This is a genomic window from Pseudomonas brassicacearum subsp. brassicacearum, from assembly GCF_008801605.1.
Lineage (GTDB): Bacteria > Pseudomonadota > Gammaproteobacteria > Pseudomonadales > Pseudomonadaceae > Aquipseudomonas > Aquipseudomonas brassicacearum.
This window is the reverse complement of the sequence record NZ_VZPJ01000019.1, coordinates 86416-111660: the sequence shown is the minus strand read 5'-3', so window position 1 is coordinate 111660 and position 25245 is coordinate 86416. Positions and strand designations below refer to the sequence as shown.

Here is a 25245-nt window from a genome sequence, read left to right as displayed (position 1 = left end):
CGTCGTCGAGGGTCAGCAGTTCTTCGCCGGTGACCATCGACACCGGGCAGCCGCTGGTCTGGGTCTGGGCCGCAGTGTCGGCGCTGTCGCCGTTGGGGTTTTTCGACTGGGCCGGGGCGTCGTCGTGGGGTTCGTGCTCGCTCAGGCGTGTAGAGGGCTGGGATTTTTCCCGCGCCACGGCGGCTGGATTGCTGACGGACAGGGGGGCAGAGTGTTCGGGGGTGATGTGCAAAGGTCCGACAGGCGTCGGTTTTAAAGGTCCGCGCTGGCTGACCACCAACGGTTTGAGCACATCGGCATGCTGATTGAGCCGGTCAGGGGCGAGTTGGCCCAATCTCAGGCTCGACGCCAGCAACCACTCCCGGGCCCGCTCGGAGCGGACCCGGCCCAGCACGTTTCCGCTCATGCGCAGCCCCAGGCCCAGCCCCCCGGTCAAACGCATCAGCAGGAAATTGATCAGTACCGAGGCGCGCAGCTCTCCGACAACTTCGGCCACGTACTGAGGCGGCAACATTCGCACCCAACTGGTGAACGCGGCCACGTGGACGAAGAGCAACGGCTCGTCGCTCAACACCATCAGCCCTTTGGCGATCGCCTCGGAGGACGCCCTCAGTAGCTGTTCAAGCTCGACTTGAGTCAGGTACTCCAACAACTTTTCGCTGTTGGCCTGCAAGTCGGCCAGCAGCCCGAAAACCTGTTTAACGTCGTCCCACAGCTGATGCAGGGCATTTTTGAAGCCGCGCCAATCGGCTTGCTGCAACGCGCTGTAACGCTCGAGAAACCCGGCCTCGGAAAACTCCGTCCACAGCGGTTGAAACTGCTCCCACTCCGCTTTCAGCCAGCCCTCGAGTTCGTCGATCACGCCTTGGTAAGACGCGTACAACGCCTTGACGTGATCAGCCGTGACATGGGGGAAAAAGGTGATGCGATAACGCTGGCCTCGCCAACACTCAGGGACTTCCAGAATGCCGCTGGGGCCGATTACGTGATGGATCGGCTCACCGAAAGTTTCCTGCCCTGGCTCGCCCCCAATGACCGGTTCCAGCATCACCGGCGTGTCGCCAATCGGCACGAAGCGCGCCGCCTGGAACATGTGCACCAGCGTCAGCGGCCCCTCCGCCGGACAAGCCACCACCGTGGCGCTGATGGGTTTATCCAGGTTTTTCGGCGCGGCCAGGGAAACCTCATTGCCGACCTTGAACACTTGCTCAAGATCCAGCGCCCAACCGGCCCAGAAGCTTTCAGCCCAAGAGTCGTAGTCGTTCAGGCAGGTTCGAAAATCCCGGAAAACTGCTTCGACATCCGGCTGCTCGGGGTCCATGACTGCCATCACCAGCGAACCAATGACGTTGCCTTGGGCAAGGGTTTTGTCGTAGTTGGGCATGCAGGCAGCTCGCGGCGCAGGAGTGGGCGCGAGACTCTGCCTGCGATGGCGAGAGAAATAAGTCAGGAAAAGAGGGAATGGATGTAGGGCGATTCGCTAAATTTAGACGCTTGGCGTGGAAAACCCGCCGATGACTATAAACACCGAGCCATCAGCCACTGCCCTTTCCCCCAAGCCTCAAAGCGCTCCAGCACGTCCCAACCCAGCTTGGCGTAATAATCACGTTGGCTGTGGGTGTGCAGGAACAAGGTGATGATTCCAGCCTCTCGCGCATGGTTGCATATGCCTTCGATCAACTGCGCTGCAAGCCCTCTGCGTCGAGCCTCTGGGGTGATGAACACACACGCCAGCCATGGGCCCAGCTCTGGCCGGTCAGGCAGGTCGTGGCCGGCCAGTGAAGCGCCGCCGAGCAACTGGTCGTGTTCCATGGCGATCAGGCACTTCCAGCGGCCATCGTGCTGCCCCGCAGCGAATTCCTGCTGCCAACTGGCGAGCGATTGCTGGGCAAATTCATAACTGAATTCCCGATGGAGCCACTCGGCCATCTGGTCGCTTTTATCCATGTGGTTAGTGAGCCAATCCATTTGCAGCATTTGAAACACTCCTTGTATTTAGTCAGCCGGCCACTGACCCGCTTTGCTCGAAAGAAGACACCCGCGTGCAGAATCCCTTAACCCGTTTATGATCCGAGAGTTTCACAGTGTCCGAATCAACGCTTCGGCGTGCAGACGAAACACGACATAAGCTTCATCAAAGCTCGGGCGGACATTGCCAAAAATCAGCGGCATGAGCTTCGCGTCGTACTGGCTACGAATCAGCGCATCCGAACTCGCCTGATGGAGAGCGCTCCGCATGACATCTCCCGGATCGTCAGCAAATGGAGGAAACTGCCGACCAAATTCGAGCGCATCAAACTCCACCAGACGTTTGAAACCGAGAGCGGCTCGTTCGCCAACAGCGGGATCGCCACGGCTTATGCAGTAAACATCATAGATATGCCGCACCAATGTATCGTCCCATGGCTGAAGCATGGCTCCGGCTTGGTGTTGGGCATAGCGGCGAAGAAACGAAATGACTTTCTCCGCAAGCGTTTCCTCGACCGCTACGCAGGCAATATCGTCCAATCGCCCAGACCTTGCGGCGAGTCGATTGACCAGGTATTCCAGCGGCTGCTGAGTCACTTCAAACTGTGGGATTCGCGCAGTCAGCTCAAGACTTAGATAAGGGCGCAAACTGGTGTCGTGAGGGTATTGCGGGGCATATTGCCAACGACTGGCGAAGTATCGGTTTTCATTCCGGGCAACACGCGCTTCCACGATTTCCTCAAAACCGAGACCGGCGAGGACATGACAGACCTGAGCTTTCAGGTTGCTGAGATGCCGCTTCTGAGCCGAGGCACTTAACGCATCAGGCTCGTCCAAAACGATCTTTAAGTCGACGTCCTCAGACATACGCTCGATCAGTTGGTAAGCCTTCGATAGGCTTGTACCACCGCAAAACACCAGGCGAACACCTGGAAACCGCATCCCCATCAGAGCTTGCAAAGCATCCGTCACGTGGACGTCTTTTTCAAGGATGCTAGCCGTAAGTAGTCCGACATCAACCTCAGCCAACACCGCATCGATTAACTCGACCTGTTCAGGCGTGATGATTTTCATAAACGACGTACCGACCACCGAAGCCGAGCTTGCGATTAATACGCCGTGACCCCGTGTCAAAAACGATGCCGGCGGGTAGCTGCAAGCTATCGCTGGCGTTGTATTCACGCACTGCGCGTCCCGCCGTGATCTTCACGCCAAGCTTTTGCAGAACCAAAGGTGCCAGGACTTCAAGGGGGCGAACCGGTATCGGCTTGCCCGTAAGGACACTGGCCTTGGCCTTTGCGAACACACCCACGCCGAGCTTGACCAGTACGCCGTTGGCCACCAGATGACGCAGCGCTCGGGATACCTGCGCGGGGCTGCCAAAGTCGGAAAACTCGGAGCGTAGAAACACATCGTCCTTTCGCAAGGCGATTGACCTTTTAAGCCGCTCTTCGATAACCATGACTTACCTCCCGGCAGCACCTAACAAAAATTAACTCTCAACAAATTGTTTTATAAGGAGATTTAAATACAAATAGTGCTCACAATTCGCTCAGTATAAATCAGAGTCAAAACATCGGCCAATGCAGCCTTGAAACAGGATCGCATGCACAGCGCACAATTCATTTCAGGCACAAAACCTGTGGGAGCGAGCTTGCTCGCTCCCACATTGGCTATTTCTTGCACAGGTCATTGGTTTTAGATGCCTACCCGCGCGCATTCTCGAGAAATACCCGCCTGCAACCCTTCAACCTATCGTAATCTCGCACCTGTATAAGCCCAGCCCCGCAACCGGCCGAGATCTCACCCCGATGCCCTCCATCTACCAACTCAAGCCCGCCTTTCAAAATCTGCTGCGCCCCATGGTTCAACGCCTCTACAACAACGGTGTCACCGCCAACCAGGTCACGGTGCTCGCCGGCATCGTTTCGGTATTGGTCGGCGCGGTCATCGCCTGGTTTGCCAACCATCCGTGGATCTTCGTCCTGGTGCCGATCTGGATGATCCTGCGCATGGCGTTGAATGCCGTGGACGGCATGTTGGCGCGGGAGTTTGGTCAGCAATCGCATCTGGGCGCCTACCTCAATGAGCTATGCGATATCATCGCCGACGCTGCCCTGATCCTGCCTTTTGCCCTGTTTGCCGATACCAGTCTGTTGCTCGTGTTGTTGGTCACGCTGTTGGCGCTGTTCAGCGAATACGCCGGCGTGCTCGGGGCGATGGTGGGGGCTTTGCGGCGGTATGACGGGCCGATGGGCAAGAGTGATCGCGCCTTTGTGTTGGGCGTGCTGGCGACCGGCATTGCCCTGGGTTGGCTCGGGGCGCTCTGGGTAGATGGTGTGATGGCGGTGGTTGCCGCCCTGCTGGTTTATACCTTGGTCAATCGGGTCCGTCATGGCCTGAGCCAAGTGAAGGAAAACGCTCCCTCAGCATAAAGGAACTTGCAATGCGCGAAGCCCAGGAACTGACGTTCACCACCCACGATGGCGTGGAGTTGTTCTACCGGCACTGGCCGGCTGTCGACGCGGCGGCGGGTGAGCCCCGCCAGGCTGTGTTGTTGTTTCATCGCGGTCATGAACACTCCGGGCGCATTGCGCACCTGGTGGATGAACTGGACCTGCCCGGGTTCGACTTCTTTGCCTGGGACGCACGCGGCCATGGCCAGTCGCCTGGCGAACGAGGCGACAGCCCGAGCTTTGCCGCCAGTGCGCGGGATGTGCAGACCTTCTGCGATCACATCGGCGTGGCGCATCAGATCGACGAAGCAAACATCGCCGTGGTCGCACAAAGTGTCGGCGCGGTGATCGCGTCCACCTGGGTCCACGACTACGCGCCGCGCATTCGCTCGCTGGTGCTGGCGTCGCCGGCGTTCAAGGTCAAGCTCTACGTGCCATTCGCCCGTCCGGGCCTGGCGCTGATGCGCAAGTTGCGTGGCAACTTCTTCGTCAACAGCTACGTCAAGGCGAAATTCCTCAGCCATGACCCGGAGCGCGTGGCGTCCTACGACAGCGACCCGTTGATCACCAAGGCCATTTCGGTGAACGTGCTGCTGGGCCTGTACGAAGCCGCCGACCGCGTGGTGGCCGATGCCCAGGCGATCCAGGTGCCAACGCAGTTGTTGATCTCCGGCTCGGACTTTGTCGTGCACCGCAAACCCCAGGAGCAGTTCTTCGAGCGCCTGGGCAGCCTGCACAAAGAGAAGCACATCCTGCCGGGTTTCTTCCACGACACCCTCGGCGAGAAGAACCGCGCGCCGGCCGTTGCCAGTGCCCGCCGCTTTATCCTGCAGAACTTTGCCCGACCGCTGGACCGCCCTTCCCTGCTCGACGCCGATCGCCTGGGCGCGACCTGCGCCGAAGCCGAAACCCTGGCAACGCCGCTGCCGCACAACTCGTTGCGCGACCTCTACTGGCGCATGACCCGCGCCAGCATGCGCTTTGGCAGCAAGTTGTCGGCCGGGGTGAAGCTGGGCTTCGACACCGGGTTCGACTCCGGCAGTACCCTGGATTACGTCTACCGCAACCGCCCCACCGGCACCTCGGCGCTGGGCAAGATGATTGACCAGAACTACCTGAACTCCATCGGCTGGCGCGGCATTCGCCAACGCAAGCTGAACGTCGAGGAATTGCTGCGCCTGGCGATGGCCGAATTGCGCGCCCAAGACCGCGAGGTGCGCATCGTCGACATCGCCGCCGGCCATGGCCGCTACATTCTCGAAGCGCTGCAAGGCGTCAGCCCGTTGCCCGAGTCGATCCTGCTGCGCGACTACAGCGACATCAACGTGCGCGACGGCAGTGCGCTGATCGTGGAAAAAGGCTTGGGCGATATCGCCCGATTCGTCAAAGGCGATGCCTTCGACCGCCAGGATCTGGCAGCGTTGGAACCGAAACCAACCCTCGCCGTGGTGTCGGGCCTGTACGAGTTGTTTGCCGACAACCAACTGGTCGGTGGCTCCCTCGCCGGCCTGGCCGAAGCCGTGGAGCCTGGCGGTTTCCTGGTCTACACCGGCCAGCCGTGGCACCCGCAACTGGAGCTGATCGCCCGTGCCCTCACCAGCCACCGCGCAGGTCAGGCCTGGGTGATGCGTCGACGCACCCAGGCAGAGATGGATCAATTGGTTGAGGCGGCGGGCTTCCGCAAGATCACCCTGCGGGTCGATGAATGGGGCATTTTCAGCGTTTCGCTGGCCCAGCGAGTGCAGTAATGAGCGCCGTCATCGCCTCGGCCCGCGAGCCCGCACTGCTGAAACCGGCGGTGCTGTGGCTGCTGTTGCTGGCGCCGCTGTTCTTCACCACCTATGGCTTCGCCACCTGGGTCACGTCCCAGCGTGACGACGTCGGCACGCTGGTGTTCGCCTGGGAAAGCCACATGCCGTTCATGGCCTGGACCATCGTGCCTTACTGGTCGATTGATCTGCTGTACGGCCTGTCCTTGCTGTTGCCCACCAGCCGCGAAGAACTCAAGCGCCACGCCTTGCGCCTGCTCACGGCCCAGGCGATTGCGGTCAGTTGCTTCCTGCTCTGGCCGTTGCGCTTCACCTTCCCCCGTCCGGAAATGGACGGGGTGTTCGGTTGGTTGTTCGAAGTGCTGGCGGGTTTCGACAAGCCGTTCAACCAGGCGCCGTCGCTGCACATCGCGTTGCTGGTGGTGCTGTGGGTCTGTTATCAGCGGCATCTGCAGGGCTTCTGGCGCTGGGTGATGCACGGTTGGTTCGCGTTGATCGGCGTGTCGGTGCTGACCACTTATCAACATCACTTCATTGACCTGCCCACGGGCGCGCTGGCCGGTTGGCTGTGTGTCTGGCTGTGGCCGCTGGACCGTCCGAGTCCGCTGCTGAGTGCGCGGCTGGCGGTAGATCCTGCCCGCCGACGCTTGGCCTTGCGTTATGGCTTGGGCGCGGCGGCGCTGTTCATCCCGGCGTTTGCCTTCGGCGGCGCGTGGCTCTGGCTGATCTGGCCGGCGGTCGCGGTGCTCATGGTGGCGCTGAATTACCTGTTGTTCGGTGCCGACGGTTTCCAGAAGCGTGCCGACGGCCGCTTGAGTCCGGCGGCGCGTTGGTTGCTGGCGCCTTATCTGGCGGCGGCGTGGATCAATTCGCGCAGTTGGACGCGCAGGCATCCGCAGCCGGACCAGGTGGCGGATAACGTCTGGCTGGGGCGCATCCCCACGCCGATGGAGCTGAAGGACAGTGCGTTTACCGGGGTGCTCGACCTCTGCGCAGAACTGTCCATGGACAGCACGGGCGTCGCCTATCGCTCATTGCCGGTGCTCGACCTGACCGCTCCGACCGCCGAGCAATGCCTGAAAGCGGCAGAAGCCATCGAAAGCCTGCGCCAGCACGGACCGGTGCTGGTCTGCTGCGCCCTGGGTTATTCGCGCAGCGCCACGGCGGTAGTTGCCTGGTTGTTGCACAGTGGGCGGGCAGCGAACGTTGACGCGGCGATCGTGCAAATCCAGCGCGCTCGACCGCGTATCGTCTTGCACGCGGCGCACCGTCGCGCGCTGGAACAGTTATCCACAGCACAGGGGGAATATCCATGATCACTGATATGGAGCTCCACACCGTGGCGAGTCTGTTGCGCCGGGGCCATTCGCTGGATCAGCTGTCCACCGGGCTGACGCTGCTGGCAGCGCTGGTAGGACTGGGCCAATGGCTGGTGGGCGTTATCGATCCGTGGTTGCTGCTGTTGAGTGCCGTACTGATCGTCCTCGGCGTGCTGGAGAAATACTGGGCGCTGCGCGTGGCATTCGATGCCGATCTGTTCCAGCGCATGGCTGACAGCACCCAATCCCTGGCCGAACGCACCTATACCTTGGACCAGGCCCTCACCTCGCTGGGCCTGCAACCGGCCGCACGTGCAGGCCGTCTGTGGACCGAACGCCGGCACGGCGCGTTGTTGCTGCTGCGCCGGCAATCGCGGTTGCTGGCTGCACAAGTTGTCTTGACGCTGGGCTTCATCCTGGCCAGTCCCTGGCTAGCTTTCTCAGGATAAGGAATCCTCATGTTCGAACCCGTGGTCGCCAACCTCATCACCTCCGCCGCCCGCATGGTCACGGGCGCTCGCAGCCTGTGGCTCGGCTGCGCGCCGACGCCGGTGCAGCGGATCTACTTCGCCAACCACAGCAGCCACGGTGACTTCGTGTTGCTCTGGGCCTCGCTGCCGCCGGCGCTACGCAAGCTCACCCGCCCGGTGGCGGGAGCCGACTATTGGCAAACCAGCCCGGTGCGGCGCTACATCATCAACCGGGTGTTCAACGGCGTGCTGGTGGACCGCGAGCGCAAGGATCCTTCCTACAGCCCATTGCAGCCGATGCTCGATGCGCTGGAAAACGGCGACTCGCTGATCATCTTTCCGGAAGGCACGCGCAATCCGGAGGAAGGCCTGTTGCCCTTCAAGAGCGGGATCTATCACTTGATGAAGAATCACCCCGAGGTCGAGGTGATCCCGGTGTGGATCGCCAACCTCAACCGCGTCATGCCCAAAGGTCGGGTACTGCCTCTGCCGCTGTTATGCACCACCAGTTTCGGCGCGCCGCTGTGCATCGAAGAAGGTGAAAGCAAAGAGCAATTTCTTGAACGCAGCCGCGCCGCGCTGCTGGCACTGGCCCCGGAGCACGTCTGACATGGATCGATATACCCTGATGTTGTTTGGCGGGATCGGCGCCATTCTGGTGCTGGCTTCGTTGATCGGTTTCATTCTCAGGCTGCGGACCAAAGGCGCGCCGAATTCCGTCATCGACAACCTCAATGCGCGGATCAATGCCTGGTGGATCATGGTGCTGGTGATCGGCATCGCGTTCTGGCTCGGCAACGCGGCGGTGATCCTGTTGTTCTACGCGGTGTCGTTCTACGCCCTGCGAGAATTCCTGACCCTGACACCGACCCGGCGCAGTGATTATCCGGCCCTGGTGGCCGCGTTCTACCTGGCGCTGCCGCTGCAATACCTGTTGATCTACTACGACTGGTACGGGCTGTTTTCGATCTTCATCCCGGTGTATGTGTTCCTGCTGCTGCCGATCCTGGCGTCTCTGGGCGGCGACAGCACGCACTTCCTGGAGCGCGCTTCCAAGGTTCAGTGGGGCTTGATGATCGCGGTGTTCTGCATCTCCTTCGTCCCGGCCCTGCTGACGTTGGACATCGCCGGTTTCGAAGGGCGCAACCTGTTGCTGATCGCGTATCTGGTGATCGTGGTGCAGCTCTCGGATGTGTTGCAGTACGTCTGCGGCAAGCTGTTCGGCAAACACAAGATCGCGCCGAACCTGTCGCCCTCGAAAACCGTGGAAGGGTTTGTCGGCGGCATTTTCCTGGCCTCGCTGATCGGTGGCGCGCTGTGGTGGATCACGCCGTTCAATCCCTGGCAGTCGTTCCTCATCGCCTTGCTGATCAACTTGCTGGGGTTCGCTGGCGGCATCGTCATGTCAGCGATCAAGCGCGACCGCGGCGTCAAGGACTGGGGCCATATGATCGAAGGCCACGGCGGCATGCTCGACCGGTTGGACTCGGTCTGCTTCGCGGCGCCGATCTTCTTCCACCTGGTGCGGTACTGGTGGACCTGAAAAAGCCTGTGACGAACACCTAAACCTGTGGGAGCGAGCTTGCTCGCGATAGGGCCAGGTCAGTCAACATCGATGTTGACTGGTCCACCGCCATCGCGAGCAAGCTCGCTCCCACAGGGGTTTGGGTGTGGAGGGAGAATCAGTCGAGGATCAGGTGCGGCAAGAACCGGCTTGAATCCTTGGTGATCAGGCTGTTGTCTTCCCGCACGCCAATGCCGGCGGCCTGGTCGCCGATGACCCAGGAGCCGATCAGGGTGTAGCTGTCGCCAAAGCGTGGCAGTGGCGCGAATTCCTGGAGGATGAATGGGGCGTCGGTGTAGGGGCCGTCTTCTTTTACGATCAGGCCATCAGCGGTCTGCAGCTCGATGTTGGCACCTTCCCGGGAAAAGAACGGCTTGCGCACCCAGCCCTTGGGCACCGCTTTGCTCGTGTCGGTATCCAGGTGGGCCGCGAGCAGGTTCGGATGGCCTTTATTGAATTCCCACAGCAGCGGCAGGATGCCTTTGTTCGAGATGATCGACTTCCAGGCCGGCTCGAAAAACTGCGTATCGCACTGGGCAATCGCTTCACCAAACGGCTCGTGGAAGATGAACTCCCAGGCATGCAGCTTGAACAGGTGCGGAATCCAGCGTTCTTCCAGGTCAACAAAACGCCCGTCACTGTTGAGGCCGATGTCTTCGATATCGATGTGCCGCGATTCAATGCCGACTTTTTCCGCGATCAGGCGCAAGTAGTCCGTGGTGCCCTTGTCTTCCACCGAGCCTTTCATCGAGGCGAAATAAAACGGCTCTTTGAGCTGTAACTGGGCAAAGGCCTGGTGCAGCTTGGTGTCGATGCTGTTGAACTGGTCGGCATGCTTGGGCAGCAAACCGCGCTCGATGCATTGCTCCAGCCAACCCCACTGGAACGCCGCGGCCTCATAGAGGCTGGTCGGCGTGTCGTAGTTGAGTTCCAGCAGCTTGGCCGGGCCCGTGCCGTTGTAGGAGAAATCCATGCGCCCATACAGGTGCGGGTGACCTTCGAGCCATGAAGTGCGCACCAGGTCGAAGAACGGCGCGGGAATGCTCAGGCGCTCCAGCAATTCTTCGCTCTGGACCACGCGGGCCACGAGGTCCATGCACATCTCATGGATCTCGCTGGTCGGGTCTTCCAGGTCGTCCTCGATCTGCTTGAGGGTGAACTGGTAGTACGCGCTTTCGTCCCAATAGGGCTCGTCGTCGATGGTGTGGAACAGAAAGCCGAGCTGCTCGGCGGTCTGTTTCCAGTCATGACGTTCTGCGCAATGGATCTTCTTCATGGCGCTGGTTCCTCAACCGCCGGAGCTGCTCGAACCGCCCCAACCGCTGCGGGCACTGGACTGGCTGCCGAAGCCACCGCGAGACGTGGACGAAGCGACGGACATCGCCTTGCTGCTCTTGACGGAGTCGGTGTAGCTGCCATACCGCGCCTGGTTGGACTTGGTAAAGGTCGAGCCACTGGACACCCGCTGGCTGAGCGTCGAGGACCCGAAGTTGCCGCGATCATCACGGTAACGGTAGACCGGCTCGGAGTAATAACTGCTGCGGTGGCCGCTCAACATGTTGCCGATCAGCATGCCGGTCAGCAGGTTGCCGAAGCCTGAACCACCCACGTTCGCTTCCGAAGCCGGCAATTGAGCCCGGGCGGCGTCGACCTCGGTTTGCGTGACCTCGCCATCGGCGCTCAACTCGAAACCGCCCAGCTTGGGGATGAACTTGCCGGCCGAGTCCTGCTGGCACCAATCGGGAACAAAGTCGGCATCGCAATCGGCCTGGCTGTCGTATACCGGGGCAATGCGACGATGCTCAGACAAGGCGCTCATGTAGGCGTTGGAACAAATGTCCACCGGCAGCTTTTCATCGACACATTGCTGGACGGACTGGAAGTTGTACTTCTTCTGCAACTTGTAGGTTTTTTCCGTTGGCCCGCAGCCGGATATCGCCAGGGCGACCGACGCGGCCAGCGAAAGCTGGACGTACTTGCTTCGTTTCATCGGGTTCTCCGTGGCGCAATCAGTTCGTGGAAGGCGTCATGCACGCGGCGTTCAACATGCCGACGCTGATGGCCACGGCAGCGATGTAGATACCGGCGGCGATTTCACCGTTCTTGATGCGCGCGGAAGCGCCCTTGAGCACCAGGCTGGTCACCAGGAACGCCAACAACTGAACGACAGCGGCGATCACTGCCCAGACGACGAAATCCAGCAGGCTGATCGAGTAGGCAATCACGTTGCTGGCCGGGATGGCGAAACCAATGAGGGCACCGCTCAGGGCGATGGCCGCAGCCACGTTGCCCGAACGGATCAGTTCGAACTCTTTGTGTGGCGTGACATGGATGTAGATGAACTGAAACAGCGCGAACAGCACCGCGGCGCCGAGGATGTACAGGACGAAGCCGAACACGGCGGCCTTGTTCAGGGAAATGGAGAGCGCTTCAAGCATGGACTTCTTCCTTATTCAAAGAGTGTTCAGGTCAGTGGTGTACAGCGAAATACCCAGCGAAGTGCTCAGGCTGACGGTGCCTTCGGCGTCCTCTTCGACAGAGAACAGCAGGAACTCCCGGCGATCCGTCAGGCCAGTGTCGCGGGCGTACAGCATCGAACGGTGCTCGACGCTGTAGGACTCATCCGGGTTGCTCACGCGCTCGCTCAACGTCACCAGTTCTGTCTGGCCAGCCTCGGTGCCCCACTCGCGGGTGTACTCGACGCCGTCGTGGGTGTAGGTCGGCAGGCCGATCAGGCTTTCGGGGCCGGCCAGGCGACGCAACTCCGCTTCACTGTTGATCGTGACGTAGCTGAGGTAGTTGAACAGGATCACCGACTCGACCTGCCCGGCGATATCGCCACTGGTGTGCACTTGCAGCCAGTAGTCCTCGTCGTTCATGTAGCAGCGCGACAGCCAGTTCGACTGCCCGAGGTCGACGATGCCCAGGCTCCAGATCTGTTGGGAGGCCGGGATGACCACGGTGCTGTTGCCGTCGAGCAACAACTTGAGCGTGGAGTCGAACATGACCTGCTTGCCGGAGGCCAGGCCCAGCGGCCCGGTGACAGGCGCGCTATTACCGGCTGCCGTGTTCGCGTTCGGGGCCTCAAGCCCCATCAACTGTTTAAACCACCCCATGGGAAATTTCCTTGAGACGCGTGGAGGCGATGTAGAAGAGTTCTCCGCCCACGACGCGGGTGGCGCCGGGCGGGTTGATCGACGGGTGTCGGGCGCCCTTGGCGCGGTAACCAATCAGCGTAGCGTTGTGCTGTTCTTTCATCCGGGCATAAAGGTCGCCGAACGTCGCTTCAAACGCCTCGGGTAGCTTCATCAGGTACTGGGTGGCGCCTTGGCCGACACAGAGCAATTCATTGATGACCACGGACGAGCCCGGGTCCTGGGAGGCACGCACCAGCATTTCGATGGCCATGCTGGAGGTGCATTCCAGGCTCGGCGCATAAGCGCTGGCGAGGGCGGCGATTTCGCTGTCATTGAAGTGCGCGACCACATGCCCGGCGGGCTCCAATTGATTGACCGCCAGCACGGTGGCCAGGGTCAGGTCGTCGGAATGAGTTCGCACCAGCACGCGTTCGGCACCCGGCACGCCGGCACGCTGCAACAGCGCGACGGAGGACAGGCTGTCGCCCTTGATGAACGAGGTCTTGCCGGGCATGGGGTTTTCTTCAAGATCGCAATCGCAGATGACGATCAGGTTGTCATTGGACGTTTCGTCCTGCAGCAGCAACTCAATGACCCGCTCGCTGGAGGCGCCCTCCCAGCCGATGAGAACCGTGTGGCCGACCTTGCCGGTGAAATCGCCTTTGCCCTTCATGCCTTTTCTCCATACATCAATGACGCTGCTGGTGGTTTTGCCGATGACCGTCGTCAACAGGGCAATGCCCCCGAGCATGATCCAGGTCGCCACAAAAATTCGCCCGGCGGATGTCTGTGGCAACAGATCGCCATAGCCGACGGTGAGCGTGGTGGTGAGATAGAAGTAGATAAACGTGGCGGCGGCGATGAGGTGTTGCTCGCCCAGCAGCACCAGGCCGATCCAGGCCGTGGACAGGTGCACGCCCAACGCTATGGCCAGGCCCGCCCAGCCGAACCGATGGAAGAAGGACGCAGCGTACGTGCGCAACAAAAGGAAAATCGACATTCGTCCCTGACTCCGTGGGGCTTCGTTCCTGGCGGGATCATCGCTCTGGCGTCTGAGGGCTCGAGCGTAGTGGCCGGACAGCATTAAACCTGCTGTGCGGCTTGGATAAAAGTGCTTTGGTGACAATAAATCGGACGATTTTCTGGAAAGCAGGACTCAGACACAAAAAAACCGATGCCGAGCACAAATCCCTCGCCACAAGGTCTGTGCCTGGCCTGGCTTGCCTTGGCGGGTCTTCACCAAGGCAAGCCCTATCCGATTACTCAGCCGATTTTTTCTTCAAGCGCTCCAGGATCGCATTGGCACTGCCTTCGTTCGGCGTGATGCCGGCGTCGCGCAGCTTGCGCTCCAGGTCGGAGCCGGTCGAAGCCTCGGCCAGTTCATCCTGGGCTTGCAGCTCGGCGGCGCGTTGCTGTTGCTTGGCCTGTAGGCGGTTGAGCGTACCGACGGCGGTTTCCAGCTTGCCATTGGCGCCGCCGCTGGCGATCGAAGCACTGACCTGGGCCTTCTGCACGCTTTCGCGGGCCTTGGCCATGTCCACTTGCTGACGCAGGCTTTTGATCCGGCTTTCGGCCTTGGTGATGTCTTTGCGCATGTTGTCCGCGTAACCGCCGAATTCGGTCGCGTGCTTCTGCTCGGCGTCCAGTTCGTTGGTAAGGGTCGAAATGGCTTCGGCCACTTCCAGCGCCAGGTCTTCGCGGTTGGCCTGGATCGCGGCCAGGGCCTTGGCTTCCAGGTCCTTGATCTTGGCGTTGTATTCGCCGACGCGATCAGTCGCCAGCTTGTGCTTGGCCATGATGGTGACCAGCTCACGCTTGGCGTTGGCCAGCGCGCTGTCGGCATCGCGAATTTCCTGGTCGAGGATGCGCAGGGCCTGTTGGTCGACGATCGATTCACCGACTTCGCTGGCACCGCCACGCAGTGCGGTGAACAATTTGCTCCAGATGGACTGAGTCATTGGATAGTTCCTGTTCGGTGAATTAAATGAAGAAGCGTTCGAAGGCTTCGCTGGCGCGCTGGACGTTGTCGACGAGGGTTTTGACCTCGGTCACGACGTTGGTCAGGCTGGAGTCGGAGCTCAACGCACCGAACATGTTGTAGACGACCTGTCCGTTGGGCATGGTCTCGATGCCGATGGACGACAGCGGGAACATTTCCCGGCTGCGCAGCACGGCATCGTTGAAGGCCGCGACGTCGCTGATCGATTCGACGTCCACCAGGACGGTATCGACGATGATCTGGTCGCCCACCACCGCGATGTAGATCGGCAGGCCACCAAAATCATTCATTTCCAGCTTGATGCTGGACTCGGAACCTTGAACGAGAGAAAGAGTGATGTCGTTCGCGACCACTTCGTCCAGGGCCTGAAGGGCGCTGTAGAGGCGATCGATGTTCCAGTTATTACCTGCGCTCATGTAATCCTCCGACATGAATGAGCCAGCCAGAATCGGTTGGCGTAGCTGTTTCTCCATCTGCTTGAGCAGGCTTCGGTTTTCGGGAAGCACCCAAGTCTCGTGTTTCACATACCCGGCGGCACTCAGGCCCGCGCGCATCTGCTTCATGTAGAAGCTCGACGGTTTTTTCGCGGAGGGTTTGGCGCGCTCTCCCGTGCGGCTCGCTGAATCGGTCACAGACCCGTCTGACGGATCTGATGGAGAGCTGGTTGACATGGTACTGACCCCACTGTGAAAAACTCACGCGTGAGAAACACTACAGGTACTTTCCAAACCTCACAATAGCTCACGCGTGAGATTTTTTTAGCGACTCATCCTCCCTGTGGGAGCGAGCTTGCTCGCGATAGCGACCTACCAGACACCTCGATGCCGAATGTGCCGCCGTCATCGCGAGCAAGCTCGGCTCCCACAGGTTTTTTGAGCGTTCACAGATCAGGCGTCCACCATCGATCCTCTGTGGGAGCTGAGCTTGCTCGCGATGGCGGTGGGTCAGCTTGCATTGATGCTGGATGCAAGACCGTCATCGCGAGCAAGCTCGGCTCCCACAGGTTTTTTGAGCGTTCACAGATCAGGCGTCCACCATCGATCCTCTGTGGGAGCTGAGCTTGCTCGCGATGGCGGTGGGTCAGCTTGCATTGATGCTGGATGTAAGACCGTCTTCGCGAGCAAGCTCGCTCCCACAGGGGGATCTCCCCAGGCGGCGACATCAGTTGTGACTGCTGATGGCGCCTTACGGATAGCTGAAGCTTTTGACCAACGTCAGCTCGCCCACCGCCCGCATCGGCACGACGAACGTTTCCATCTTCTCGTTCGGCGTGCCCTCTTCGGTGATCACGGTAACTTGTGCGGTGGTCAGGGCTTGTTGCGCTTGCTCTCCACCGCCCTCGCCCTCTTCGTCGACCTCCTCACTGCGATAACCGCCGCCGTAGTAGTTCACATACACCAGGTACTGGCCTTTGATCGGCGCGGGCATGGCGAAGATTTCCGGGCCGTAGCCGGTGGTGACGTCGACGTCGAGAGCGGCGCCGTTGGCGGCGGCGCGGTCGCCGTACCAGATGTGGGCGCCGTCCGGGGTGACCAGGTGCAGGTCCAGGTCGGTGCCGTCGCTGTCCCAGGTCAACAGGACCCGCAGCTTGGCCGGTGTGGCGCCGCCGCTGGTGTTGAGAAATTGCGTGCGGTGGCGCTGCTGGCCATCGGCGCTGCGTACTTCAACGCTGTTGCTGCCGTTGGGGAACGAGAACGGCCGGTCGAAGCGACCTTCCTCGTCCAGCTTCAGCGGCAGGCTGACGCCGTTGACGATGAGTTGGCCCGGTACGTTACTGTCCTTGGGTGCGCTTTTGATCTGCCCGGTAATGCGTGCGGTGTTGGCTTGGCCCGGGGGCGTGTTGACCGACGAAGCCGGGTAGTTGACGGTCTGGCTGAAACTTTCGCCTTCACCGCCCGGCGCACCGCTGCGCCAGCCGCCAATCGGAGTGTCGAGCTTGATAGTGTCGGCGGCCATGGCCGAGGGCAACGCGGTCAGGGCGCAGAGCAACAGCAAGACCTGTGGATAACGGAGTGTCATGGTCTATTCCAGCAAGAGGTGACGGGCAAGCCCTTCGATATAGGTTTCGTCCTGGCCGTTGGGATGAGCTTCGAAGGCCAGGTGCAGATATTCATGCGTCAGGTCGAGACGATCCTGCAGCGACAGCACGCCGCGCACGTAGATGCGCTGGCGCTCGCGGTCGACATAAGGCCGGCCAAAGGCGACGCGGCAGACGGCGAAAGCGCTGATTTCGTTGTAGCCCACTTCACTTTCCAGCCGCTCGCGCCAGCCCCGACGCTGTTTCAGCAACCAGTCCTGCGCGGCGGGCAGCGCCTCGCAGGATGCCACCGGGTTGTCCCAGCGGCTGAGGCTGGCGCGCGGGTAGGCGTGCAGCAGGATGGCGTCGTAGCGCTGGCCGGCGTTGGCTTGTTCCACCGCTTGTGCCCAGGACAGTTTGTCCGGCCCAGGCTGGTCGGAGTGGTAGGTAACATCGGTGCCGGCCAGGACCAGGTCGCTGGTCCAGGCGGCAATGGCGCGGGTTTCGGGCGCCGCCGGGCGTGGCGCGACGCGCTGGCGATGGCTGCTGTCGTCGATGCTCAGGCAATCGCCGTTACGCTGGGCGTTCTGCAGCAGGTAGGTGCGGATCGCCACGGCCAGGGCCTTGGCCGCCTCGGCAGGCTCGGCCTTGGCTTCGCGCTGCAAGACCCGGGCGACGTATTCCTCCCGGTCCAGACGCGCCACCAGCTTGCCGGGCATCAGGAACAGCTCGCCATCGCTGTGGATGTCCAATTGATTGCCATTGGTAAATTCGACGCGGTAGTCGCCGCGCAGTTGACCCGGCGAGGCCGGACGGTCACCGGACATCACCCGCTGCAACGGATAGCGGGCAAACAGGCCGACTTCCACGCAACGTCCGGTTTCCGCCGGCCAGCGCGCTGGCAATGCCGCCGCCAGACCTTCACCGTAGACCTTCAGGACCTGCTGGCTGGTGCCGCGGCCACCGGCCCACACCGGGGTGCCATCGGCCAGCCAACCGGCGAAACCGCCCTGTCGCGATGAAGGCCCCTGGTCACCCAGCCAGCTCCAGGTCTTGACCCGCAGGCGACTGCCCAATTCGCCGACCAGCCGCCCGTCGGCCGCGCTGAGCGCCACATCCAGCAGCACCCGTCGCGCCTGCTCCTGGGCCGGCAGCGTAGCCAGGGCCTTGAGTAACTGCACGACGGGCACTTGCGTCTGGGGTTGCAAGGTCGGCAGATCCAACAACCATGCCGGCGCCTGACGGGCCTGCCAGTAATCGCGCCAGTTCGAGGCCGACAGCCCGAGCCGCTGTGGCTCGAAATACAAGCCACAGGATTTCACCAGGGCCTGGTCACGACCGATGCTCTGCCCGGCGTTGCAGCAATAGACTTCTTCCTTCGACTCGCCGCGGCACTCATAGACCGGTTCGCGAGCGTCGGTGTCCACCAGCCAGGCGTAGACAAACAGCTTCCACAGGCTGCCCAGTGGCGCCTGCAAAGTGTCGGGCAATGGTTGGCGATCCAGCACCTGGGTCTGGCTCACGCGCAGCAATTGACCGTCGAAGGCCAGGCGCAACGGCTCGTCCTGCGCTGTTGCCAGCGCAGGGATCAAGCACAACAACCACCCAACCCACAGCCTGCGCATGTCAGTTGACCGTGATCTGACCGAGCGCCGGTTTCTGTTCCCGCGCCTGATGTTGCGGCGCGTAGACCTGGGTGAAGCGCACCGGTGGCAAGGTGAACTGGCCTTTCTGGGAGAAGCGCACCAAGTGCCGCAGGCGCAGCTCGCCACTGAGGGCATCCACCGGCACCGCATACGCCATCTGGCCGGGCTCGAAGCGGGCTTTTTCCAGGGACGTCGGCTCGCTGTCGGCCTTGCCCATCAACTGGATGCCCCAGGTAGTGCGCTCCACATCGGCGCCCGGCGGCAGCGGCACTTCGAGCATGCCGTAGCGCAGAGGCGTCGGCGCCTTGCTGTTGATGATCACTTCATCCAGGTAGAGGCTGTCGCTGGACAACGGTTTGTTGCCCACGGCTTCAAGCTTGAAGGTGAAGGCCTCGTCGCCCGGCACCAGACGCGACAGGCGACGGGTGATGGACACGGCCATCGGTGCTACCGGCGGTTGCTGGCTCTGGAAGCTCAGTGCCGCTTGCAATGGACGCTCCTGGGCGCCGGTCAGGGTCAGCATCGTTGGAAGCTGCGCGCCCTGCCACTGCCAGTAGGTTTCACCGGTCGCGCCCTGCTTGGCTACCCAGCCTTCGCCCGGTGCCAGGGCCACGGCCGGTGCTGCCTGTTCGATGCTGCGCTGCAACCAGGTCAGGGCCAGGGCCCGTTCCAGGGTGGACTGCTGCGGCAACACACGCTCCAGCAATGCCGTGGCGCGGGCCTGATCGAAGCTCTGCAACGACAGCACCAGGGCCTCGACGAACGGCTGCGAGCTGAGCTCCAGTTGCTGTTGCGCGGCATCGGCTTGACGACTGAAGGCCGCCGGCAACGGCACCTTGGCTTGTTTCGCCAGGGACGCGGTCAGGACACGGGCACTGGCCAAGCCAAGGGCCGAATCCGGGGCGTTCATGACCAGGCTGTCTTCGCCGCTGTCCAGCACGCTCTCGGTACTGTCTTCACTGGCCTTGGCCAGGTCGTCCATCAAGCCGCTGAGCAGGGTGTTCACCGGCAGTTGCATCTGCTTGGCGAACGACAGGATCAGCGCACGCTGCAGCAGCGGCGTATCGCCGGCCTGCTTGGCGTAGACCTCCAGCACCCGTTGCCAGTGTTCCGGCGGCAGGCTCAGGTCCAGGGCCTTGCTGGCGTGCCAGTCGGCGTAATAGGCATAGGCGGTGAGGAATGCATCCGGCTCACCGTCCTGGCCCCACCAGGTAAAGCTCGCCGAGGGGCCGGCCATCTGCACCAGGCGCAAGCGGCTGTTCTGCATGATCAACCGCAAGCGGTCGCGGATCTGCGGGTTCGACGCCAGGGTCGGATAGGCGATGCTCAATGGCAACAGACGGCTGGCGGTCTGCTCGACGCCACCGTACGGATAGCTCAGCAGGTCATCCAGGGCCGAACGGAACAACGCTTGCGGGCTGTCATCCAGGCGCAGGCGAATATCGCTGGCGTCGGCCGGCAGGGTCAACGGGGTGTCACCGCTCGCCACATCAAGGCGCTGGTTCTGGGTGACTTGCCAGCCATTGCCGCTGGCGTTCAAGCGCATGGCCAGGGCGTCCTGGGTTTCGCCGTTCAATTGCAACTGCACGCTCAAGTCGCCACTGCTCAGTTCCAGGGCCGGCAGCGCCACATAGTTGATGCCGTTTTTCAGGTCCACCGCCATGCGCTGTTCAGTGCCGGCGTAGCGGATCAGCAGCTCGGCCTTCAGTGGTTTTTCAGACTGGCTGAACGCGAACAGGCCCAGTTGCGGCTTGTCGCCCGTGCGGAAACGGGTCGGGCCGCTCCATTTCAGGTACAGCGGTTTTTCCGAGGCGATGAACTGCTTCTTCTGGCCCACTTGGCCGTCGTCGGCAATGGCCTTGGCCGTGATGCGCCAGCGAGTCAGCGAGTCCGGCATCTTGAAGGTGAAACGGGCCTTGCCGTTGGCGTCAGTGACCAGCTCCGGCTGCCATGCAGCGGTGTCGACGTCTTCACGACGTGGCCGCTCCAGTACCTTGACCCCGCGTTCGCTGCGGTTGGCCTTGCCCGGCGCGCCAGGGCTGCCTGGCAGTGCCACGTCGTAGCTGATGAACGACAGGCTGGCACTGGTGCGCACGTTGTTGCGACGCGGGTGATAGAAGAACTGATCGATGGTCGGGGCCACTTCCGGTTGCAGGGCGTAGACCATTTCGTCCACCACGCTGACCGTCAGGTGCGCCGGGATCGCCTTGCCAGCGAACTGGGTACTCAGGTCCACGGTCACCGTGTCGCCTGGGCGGTAGGTGGCTTTGTCAGTGACGACGGCAACGTCGATCTGCGGCGTGACCACCTTGATACCGGCGTTCTGGAAGCTGTACTGACCGCCTTTGGTGTACAGCACCGAGAAGGTCAGGTTCGGCGCGAAGTTATCCTTCACGGCAATGCGCGCGCGGTATTGGGTGTCGCTGAGCTTTTCCATCTTCAGCCAGTCGCCGCCCTTGGACAGCAGCGCCGTGGCCTCGACCTTGTCCCGCTCAAGCGACAGCAGCGCGTCGCTGACCGGCTCCGGGAAGGTGATCAGCGCCAGCGCTTCGTCACCGGTCTTGTATTCAGGCTTGTCGAAGACGATCTCGACAGTGCCCGGCACGGCCTTGATGCCTTCACCGGTCACTGCATGGGCGGCGGCGCCAATGACCCGGCCGTGGTCGTCCTTGAGCGTCAGGTTGTAGGTGCCAGGGCGATCGAAGGTCAGGCTGAAGCCCTTGTCCTTGGCCGCCAGTTTGCCTTCGCCGGTGCTCTGGTCTTCCAGGCGCACCCAGGCGTAGCTGCCTGGCGTCACGGCTTTGGCTTGTTCGTTGCCGCCTTCGTTGGCGTAGCTGAACGACACCTTCTGGCCGGTGGCGCTGAACCGCTGGGGAGCGCTCAGGCGGAAATTCGCCGCGCCACGGTCGATGAGGATTTCCTTGGTGGTCTTGACCCGATACGCCGCGCCATCGCTGGCAAACACGGTGAGCGTGTAGCGGCTCGGCTTGTCGGCGGCCGGCAAGTCGAGGGTCGCGTTGCCCTTGGCATCGGTGGTCACTTCGCTGCTGGTCAGCTCGACCGGGAATTGCCCCAGGTATTGCAGCTCGTTATCGACCATCGACAATTGCTGGGCGCGCAGGCTCAGGCTCACCGTGGCATTCACCACAGGTTTGCCGTCCGGGTACAGCAGCACAAGGTTGCCCTTGACCGGCTCGCCGGTGCGGTAGTCCTGCTTGGCCAGGTTCAGGGCGATCTCGAAGTGCGGCTTGATGTATTCGGCGACACGAAAGGCGCTGCTGTAGAGCTGGTCCTTGTAGCTGAAACGCAGCTCATAACCGCCGGCCACGGCGTTTTCCGGCAGTTGGAAACGGCCTTGGGTGCCGGCCTTGGAGTCGAGCTTCAGGGCCAGGGTTTGCAGCTCGGTACCGGTGGCGTCCAGCACGCTGACATTGACGTCGGCGGCGCTCGGTTGCACCGAATCACGGGCGTTCTTGAACTCACGACCGACGATTTTCAGCGATACCCAATCCCCTGGCCGGTATAGCGGCCGGTCGGTGAAGGCATAGAGCTTGGTGTCGTAGATTTCGCTGTCGTAGTAGAAGTTTTCCGAGACGAATACCCCGCCCTCCTCATCTTCACCGATGACGAAGGAACGCTCCGGGCTGACGTGCTTGAGGCGCAGCAGGCCGTCTTCATCGGTGGCACCGCTGCTCATCACGCCCAGGCCGTCGGTCCACAGCACGTTGACCTTGGGCACCGAACGCCCTTCATGCTTGCGTGCGGCCCAGACCAGCAATTCATCACCGGCAATCTTGCTTACCGCCACGGTGTTGGAGACGAAGACCATGGTGGTCGCGCGGTATTTGCCGATCAGCGCTTCCACCAGGTACAGGCCTGGCTTCAACTGGCCCAGCGGTACATAGACGTTGCCCGGCGCGACGCTGACGAAGTCACTGGACGAGCCGGCCAGGTTGACGCCCGCGGGCGGCTGGATCGGCTTGGCTTCCCAGAGCGGATAACGGAACTGGCTGACCACCGGCAAGCCCGGGATCAAGGCGAATTGTGGCGGTGCGTCGTACGGGGTCGGCGCGACCAGGGCATCACCGACACTCAGTTCCGGCACTTCTTCAATGACTTGCAGGCGCGACTCATAGGAAAACGCCCGTTGCATCACCCGACGAGACTTGCGGTACCAGTTGTCCCACAGGTACGCGAGGGTGTTCGACAGGCCTTCGCCCTTGAACTGGCCGTCGCTGACCACGCGGTGCAGGTTCTTCTGGCGCTTGAGGAAATCCAGCGGCTTGTCGATGCGATAGACGCGGATATCGGCGCCGCCGTAGGGCTCCATGCGGAATCGACGGTAGTCGCGGCCCGGCGCTTCGAGGCGAACCATGGCCTGCTCGTCGCTGGCAAAGCTGCTGTCGGCCAGCAGGAAGAAACTTTCACCGGACACCGGCGTGTAGCCGCTGGGCTCCACCGTATCTTCGGCGTTCACGACAGGTGCCAGCAACAAGACAAACAGCAGGGGCAATTTTGAACACAAGCGCAGCATGCGGGCACCGGTCATTGGGAGAGAAAGTTGAGTCGATAGACGCCGATGAAGTTGGGGTTGGCTGCGTCGGGTATCCATCGGGTGTCCTTCCAGTTCATGAGTTGTTGCAGGCTTGCGGAGCGCATGCCGTTGTCGGTAGGGGTTGTGGTGCCGGTGTGATAGGCGATGTAGCGGCCCATCCAGATCATCAGGTGCTGGTCGTCGCCCTGATCGAAGAACATCAGGTCGCCGGGACGGGCCTGGGCGACATCGCGGCCCACCAGGTGACTGTTGAACTGGATCAGCTTGATGGCGTTGACGTAGGGTCCGACCTTGCCGCCGCCCTGCTGCCATTGCTGGGCGAGGCGCCGTTGCGCATCGCTCAGTGGCAGTTCCGGCGGCAGGTAGCGATTGGACAGGCCATTGCTGCGCAGCCATTTTTCATCGTGGACCTTCAGCGCTTCGTTGGCGGCAAAGCGCACCAGCCCGGCGCAGTCCTGCTGATACCAGCGCGGGCTCGGGCCTTTGGTCAGCTGTTCCTGGGCGATGCGCACGAACCAGGCACGAAAGACCTGGGATTGCTGCACGTCCAACGCCGGCGCCTCGACGGCAAGCGCAGGCCCGCCGAGCAGCAACGCCAGCAGCAGCGTCAACGCGGGGTTGCGGATCAGTGCTGTCACAGCGCTTTCCATTCCAGCGGCAGCCACTGCCAGTGGCCATCCGGCTCGCTGCCTTCAGGCAACGTCAGGGCGTATTTGCCGTAGCCGCCGAGGGTGCGCAGTTTCGGGATCAGGTAGGTTTGCGCGGCGTTGTAGAACACCGGCTCCATGTCCTGGGGCAAGCTGTCGAGGGTTTCGCGCTGCATCAGTTGCGCCATGGAGTCCGGGCCGAAGTAGACCGGCATCAGCAGGTCCTTGGGCACCACGTCGGCCATGGGCGGGAAGCGTTTGTCGAGGGTGCCGAGGGCCTTGTCCACCAGTTTGTCATCGAGGGAGAACAGCAAGGTCGAACCGTGGCGCGCCAGGCTGACCCGCAGGAAGGCCTTGCCGGTAATCGCGTCAGGCTGTTCCGCTTCCTTGGCCAGGTAGGGACCGAAATTGGAGCTGACCTGACGCAGCCACTGGTGCGTCGGGCCTTGCTGCTTCTCGACCACCGGGAATGCATGCTCGGCAACGTTGTTTTCATAGGCACCGACCATCGAACCGAACAGGTTGCCCAGGTCGGCGTCGAGCTTGCCGTCGTCTTCATTCAGGCTCGCCACCAGCAGCGGCGTGTACAGGCGCGAATCGGCGTACCAGCACAGGCCTGCTGCGCCGGCCACATGGTCGACCATGGCCTGGGCGGCTTTTTCGTCGGCACCGAGTTTTACCAGCAACGGTTTCTGTTGCTCGGCGGCCAGGGGCAAGGCCACGCAGGCACTGGCGCCCATGGGCATGGCTTGCCAGATCGGCTTGAAGTCGAAGTCCGGCTGGTTTTCCAGCTCGTCCATCGCCAGGAAGCTGTGCCAACCCTTGTCGTCCATGTCGAAACGCAAGCCGGCGAAGTTCGGGATGAACCGCTGGTAGCCCATGGCGAGCACGCTGGCGTTGACCGAGATGCGTTGCTTGACCTCCGGCGCCTTGGGCGGCAGGCCGAAGGCTTCGGGGAACAGTTTGTCGCCATTGAGCAAGGCAGCCAGGGCGGTCGTCGAAACGCTGCCCGGCTCAACCGCGGAGCCGCTGGCTGGGTCATACAGCTTGGTCGGGTTGGACAGCACCACCAGCTTGTCGCCATGGGAGGCGAAGACCAGGGATTTGCTGGCATTGTAGCTGAGCTGGTAGAGCGCGACGTCGTCACCGCCTACCTTCAGGTCGCTGAGCTTGCTCAACTGAGTGTCGTCCAGGGCGACTTTCGCCAACGGCTCCAGGACCTTGGCCAGGCCACCACGATCCATCACCAACAGGAAATCCTTGAGGCGACCGTCCGCACCGCGCCACAGCGCGACATCGGCCGGCTGGTCGAAAAGTTCTTCGATCAGGCTGTCCTGCAGCTTGAGGTCATGCTCGTAGATGATCCGGCGCAGGCTGCCGATCAGCCCGAGACGGTCGGCATGGGCCTCGTAATAGAAGACGAAGTCCTCGGTGAGCGTGGCCTTGAGGAACGGCACCGCCAACAGGTCCTTGGGCAACTGGCTCAGGGAATGGGCCTCGAGCAAGCCGTCGGGACGGCTCAAGCCGAGTTTCTCCAGCGCCAACTCCATGGGCGGCGCCTTGGGCTTGTTCATGAACCAGCCCAGCCCGGCGGCCACACCGCCTACCAGGCACAGCCCGATCAGTATCGCCGGCCAGCGGCGCACAGGTTTGGCGACAGGTGTCGGCGTGGTCGGGGAAGCAGTGTTGTCGCTCATA

General features: G+C 61.8%; 21 protein-coding genes and 1 pseudogene. 6 read left to right on the top strand and 16 right to left on the bottom strand.

Annotated elements, in window-relative coordinates; genetic code table 11:
- The 4 genes and pseudogenes from F7R20_RS28825 to F7R20_RS28810 all read right to left on the bottom strand — a co-directional run.
- A pseudogene (locus tag F7R20_RS28825) lies at window positions 1-1384 on the bottom strand (type IV secretion protein Rhs); the annotation flags it as partial.
- Window positions 1385-1518: 134 nt separating this feature from the next.
- Complete coding sequence (locus F7R20_RS28820; RefSeq protein WP_003205959.1) at window positions 1519-1977, bottom strand: GNAT family N-acetyltransferase; 459 nt, start codon at window positions 1975-1977, stop codon at window positions 1519-1521.
- Window positions 1978-2079: 102 nt separating this feature from the next.
- On the bottom strand, window positions 2080-3042 hold the full coding sequence (locus F7R20_RS28815; RefSeq protein ID WP_027912225.1) for a nucleotidyl transferase AbiEii/AbiGii toxin family protein: 963 nt from the start codon (window positions 3040-3042) through the stop codon (window positions 2080-2082).
- The gene (locus F7R20_RS28810; RefSeq protein WP_003205962.1) at window positions 3023-3430 is read right to left on the bottom strand and encodes a DUF6088 family protein; all 408 of its coding nucleotides are present in this window, start codon (window positions 3428-3430) and stop codon (window positions 3023-3025) included. Before F7R20_RS28810 ends, F7R20_RS28815 begins: the two co-directional genes overlap by 20 nt.
- Window positions 3431-3779: 349 nt before the next feature.
- On the opposite strand from F7R20_RS28810, the gene F7R20_RS28805 reads away from it, so the two are divergent.
- The 6 genes from F7R20_RS28805 to F7R20_RS28780 are packed head-to-tail and all read left to right on the top strand — an operon-like array spanning window position 3780 to window position 9525.
- Window positions 3780-4403 (top strand): CDP-alcohol phosphatidyltransferase family protein, encoded by a 624-nt coding sequence (locus F7R20_RS28805; RefSeq protein ID WP_003205964.1) that lies wholly within the window; start codon window positions 3780-3782, stop codon window positions 4401-4403.
- An 11-nt stretch (window positions 4404-4414) separates the two neighbouring features.
- Complete coding sequence (locus tag F7R20_RS28800; protein ID WP_003205966.1) at window positions 4415-6172, top strand: bifunctional alpha/beta hydrolase/class I SAM-dependent methyltransferase; 1758 nt, start codon at window positions 4415-4417, stop codon at window positions 6170-6172.
- On the top strand, window positions 6172-7509 hold the full coding sequence (locus F7R20_RS28795) for a phosphatase PAP2/dual specificity phosphatase family protein (RefSeq protein WP_003205968.1): 1338 nt from the start codon (window positions 6172-6174) through the stop codon (window positions 7507-7509). The genes F7R20_RS28800 and F7R20_RS28795 overlap by 1 nt, the downstream gene beginning before the upstream one ends.
- On the top strand, window positions 7506-7961 hold the full coding sequence (locus F7R20_RS28790; protein ID WP_013694301.1) for a hypothetical protein: 456 nt from the start codon (window positions 7506-7508) through the stop codon (window positions 7959-7961). Before F7R20_RS28795 ends, F7R20_RS28790 begins: the two co-directional genes overlap by 4 nt.
- A 9-nt stretch (window positions 7962-7970) precedes the next feature.
- Complete coding sequence (locus F7R20_RS28785) at window positions 7971-8591, top strand: lysophospholipid acyltransferase family protein (RefSeq protein ID WP_003205972.1); 621 nt, start codon at window positions 7971-7973, stop codon at window positions 8589-8591.
- 1 nt (window position 8592) lies between these two features.
- Window positions 8593-9525, top strand: a complete 933-nt coding sequence (locus F7R20_RS28780) for a phosphatidate cytidylyltransferase (RefSeq protein ID WP_003205974.1) — start codon at window positions 8593-8595, stop codon at window positions 9523-9525.
- A gap of 139 nt (window positions 9526-9664) precedes the next feature.
- Here the strand turns inward: F7R20_RS28780 and F7R20_RS28775 are convergent, their stop codons facing one another.
- The 12 genes from F7R20_RS28775 to F7R20_RS28715 form a co-directional block, all read right to left on the bottom strand.
- Window positions 9665-10822 (bottom strand): glutathionylspermidine synthase family protein, encoded by a 1158-nt coding sequence (locus F7R20_RS28775; protein WP_003205976.1) that lies wholly within the window; start codon window positions 10820-10822, stop codon window positions 9665-9667.
- A gap of 12 nt (window positions 10823-10834) precedes the next feature.
- The gene (locus F7R20_RS28770; protein WP_003205979.1) at window positions 10835-11536 is read right to left on the bottom strand and encodes a DUF1190 domain-containing protein; all 702 of its coding nucleotides are present in this window, start codon (window positions 11534-11536) and stop codon (window positions 10835-10837) included.
- 19 nt (window positions 11537-11555) lie between these two features.
- Window positions 11556-11984 carry a DUF350 domain-containing protein gene (locus F7R20_RS28765; protein WP_003205981.1) on the bottom strand — a complete coding sequence of 143 codons (429 nt, stop codon included), beginning with the start codon at window positions 11982-11984 and terminating at the stop codon, window positions 11556-11558.
- 15 nt (window positions 11985-11999) lie between these two features.
- Complete coding sequence (locus tag F7R20_RS28760) at window positions 12000-12662, bottom strand: DUF2491 family protein (protein WP_003205983.1); 663 nt, start codon at window positions 12660-12662, stop codon at window positions 12000-12002.
- Window positions 12649-13683, bottom strand: coding sequence for an ion channel (locus tag F7R20_RS28755; RefSeq protein WP_003205985.1), 1035 nt, complete (start codon window positions 13681-13683; stop codon window positions 12649-12651). The genes F7R20_RS28760 and F7R20_RS28755 overlap by 14 nt, the downstream gene beginning before the upstream one ends.
- A gap of 259 nt (window positions 13684-13942) precedes the next feature.
- Window positions 13943-14641 (bottom strand): PspA/IM30 family protein, encoded by a 699-nt coding sequence (locus F7R20_RS28750; protein ID WP_003205987.1) that lies wholly within the window; start codon window positions 14639-14641, stop codon window positions 13943-13945.
- Window positions 14642-14663: 22 nt separating this feature from the next.
- Window positions 14664-15245 carry a YjfI family protein gene (locus tag F7R20_RS28745; protein WP_003205989.1) on the bottom strand — a complete coding sequence of 194 codons (582 nt, stop codon included), beginning with the start codon at window positions 15243-15245 and terminating at the stop codon, window positions 14664-14666.
- A 622-nt stretch (window positions 15246-15867) separates the two neighbouring features.
- Window positions 15868-16701 carry a YfaP family protein gene (locus F7R20_RS28735; RefSeq protein ID WP_003205991.1) on the bottom strand — a complete coding sequence of 278 codons (834 nt, stop codon included), beginning with the start codon at window positions 16699-16701 and terminating at the stop codon, window positions 15868-15870.
- Between the two features lie 3 nt (window positions 16702-16704).
- A complete protein-coding gene (locus tag F7R20_RS28730; RefSeq protein WP_003205993.1) occupies window positions 16705-18324 on the bottom strand; it encodes a DUF2300 domain-containing protein in 1620 nt (539 codons plus the stop codon).
- Window position 18325: 1 nt separating this feature from the next.
- Complete coding sequence (locus F7R20_RS28725; RefSeq protein WP_003205995.1) at window positions 18326-22894, bottom strand: alpha-2-macroglobulin family protein; 4569 nt, start codon at window positions 22892-22894, stop codon at window positions 18326-18328.
- Complete coding sequence (locus F7R20_RS28720; RefSeq protein WP_003205996.1) at window positions 22891-23550, bottom strand: DUF1175 domain-containing protein; 660 nt, start codon at window positions 23548-23550, stop codon at window positions 22891-22893. Before F7R20_RS28720 ends, F7R20_RS28725 begins: the two co-directional genes overlap by 4 nt.
- Window positions 23535-25244, bottom strand: coding sequence for a DUF2138 domain-containing protein (locus F7R20_RS28715; RefSeq protein WP_013694308.1), 1710 nt, complete (start codon window positions 25242-25244; stop codon window positions 23535-23537). The genes F7R20_RS28720 and F7R20_RS28715 overlap by 16 nt, the downstream gene beginning before the upstream one ends.
- Between the last annotated feature and the right edge of the window lies 1 nt (window position 25245).

What these genes read in the sequence shown, in the direction of transcription:
- F7R20_RS28820 (WP_003205959.1), bottom strand. Translation starts at nt 1,977, where the DNA reads ATGCTGCAAATGGATTGGCTCACTAACCACATGGATAAAAGCGACCAG.
- F7R20_RS28815 (WP_027912225.1), bottom strand. Translation starts at nt 3,042, where the DNA reads ATGAAAATCATCACGCCTGAACAGGTCGAGTTAATCGATGCGGTGTTG.
- F7R20_RS28810 (WP_003205962.1), bottom strand. Translation starts at nt 3,430, where the DNA reads ATGGTTATCGAAGAGCGGCTTAAAAGGTCAATCGCCTTGCGAAAGGAC.
- F7R20_RS28805 (WP_003205964.1), top strand. Translation starts at nt 3,780, where the DNA reads ATGCCCTCCATCTACCAACTCAAGCCCGCCTTTCAAAATCTGCTGCGC.
- F7R20_RS28800 (WP_003205966.1), top strand. Translation starts at nt 4,415, where the DNA reads ATGCGCGAAGCCCAGGAACTGACGTTCACCACCCACGATGGCGTGGAG.
- F7R20_RS28795 (WP_003205968.1), top strand. Translation starts at nt 6,172, where the DNA reads ATGAGCGCCGTCATCGCCTCGGCCCGCGAGCCCGCACTGCTGAAACCG.
- F7R20_RS28790 (WP_013694301.1), top strand. Translation starts at nt 7,506, where the DNA reads ATGATCACTGATATGGAGCTCCACACCGTGGCGAGTCTGTTGCGCCGG.
- F7R20_RS28785 (WP_003205972.1), top strand. Translation starts at nt 7,971, where the DNA reads ATGTTCGAACCCGTGGTCGCCAACCTCATCACCTCCGCCGCCCGCATG.
- F7R20_RS28780 (WP_003205974.1), top strand. Translation starts at nt 8,593, where the DNA reads ATGGATCGATATACCCTGATGTTGTTTGGCGGGATCGGCGCCATTCTG.
- F7R20_RS28775 (WP_003205976.1), bottom strand. Translation starts at nt 10,822, where the DNA reads ATGAAGAAGATCCATTGCGCAGAACGTCATGACTGGAAACAGACCGCC.
- F7R20_RS28770 (WP_003205979.1), bottom strand. Translation starts at nt 11,536, where the DNA reads ATGAAACGAAGCAAGTACGTCCAGCTTTCGCTGGCCGCGTCGGTCGCC.
- F7R20_RS28765 (WP_003205981.1), bottom strand. Translation starts at nt 11,984, where the DNA reads ATGCTTGAAGCGCTCTCCATTTCCCTGAACAAGGCCGCCGTGTTCGGC.
- F7R20_RS28760 (WP_003205983.1), bottom strand. Translation starts at nt 12,662, where the DNA reads ATGGGGTGGTTTAAACAGTTGATGGGGCTTGAGGCCCCGAACGCGAAC.
- F7R20_RS28755 (WP_003205985.1), bottom strand. Translation starts at nt 13,683, where the DNA reads ATGTCGATTTTCCTTTTGTTGCGCACGTACGCTGCGTCCTTCTTCCAT.
- F7R20_RS28750 (WP_003205987.1), bottom strand. Translation starts at nt 14,641, where the DNA reads ATGACTCAGTCCATCTGGAGCAAATTGTTCACCGCACTGCGTGGCGGT.
- F7R20_RS28745 (WP_003205989.1), bottom strand. Translation starts at nt 15,245, where the DNA reads ATGAAGCAGATGCGCGCGGGCCTGAGTGCCGCCGGGTATGTGAAACAC.
- F7R20_RS28735 (WP_003205991.1), bottom strand. Translation starts at nt 16,701, where the DNA reads ATGACACTCCGTTATCCACAGGTCTTGCTGTTGCTCTGCGCCCTGACC.
- F7R20_RS28730 (WP_003205993.1), bottom strand. Translation starts at nt 18,324, where the DNA reads ATGCGCAGGCTGTGGGTTGGGTGGTTGTTGTGCTTGATCCCTGCGCTG.
- F7R20_RS28725 (WP_003205995.1), bottom strand. Translation starts at nt 22,894, where the DNA reads ATGACCGGTGCCCGCATGCTGCGCTTGTGTTCAAAATTGCCCCTGCTG.
- F7R20_RS28720 (WP_003205996.1), bottom strand. Translation starts at nt 23,550, where the DNA reads ATGGAAAGCGCTGTGACAGCACTGATCCGCAACCCCGCGTTGACGCTG.
- F7R20_RS28715 (WP_013694308.1), bottom strand. Translation starts at nt 25,244, where the DNA reads ATGAGCGACAACACTGCTTCCCCGACCACGCCGACACCTGTCGCCAAA.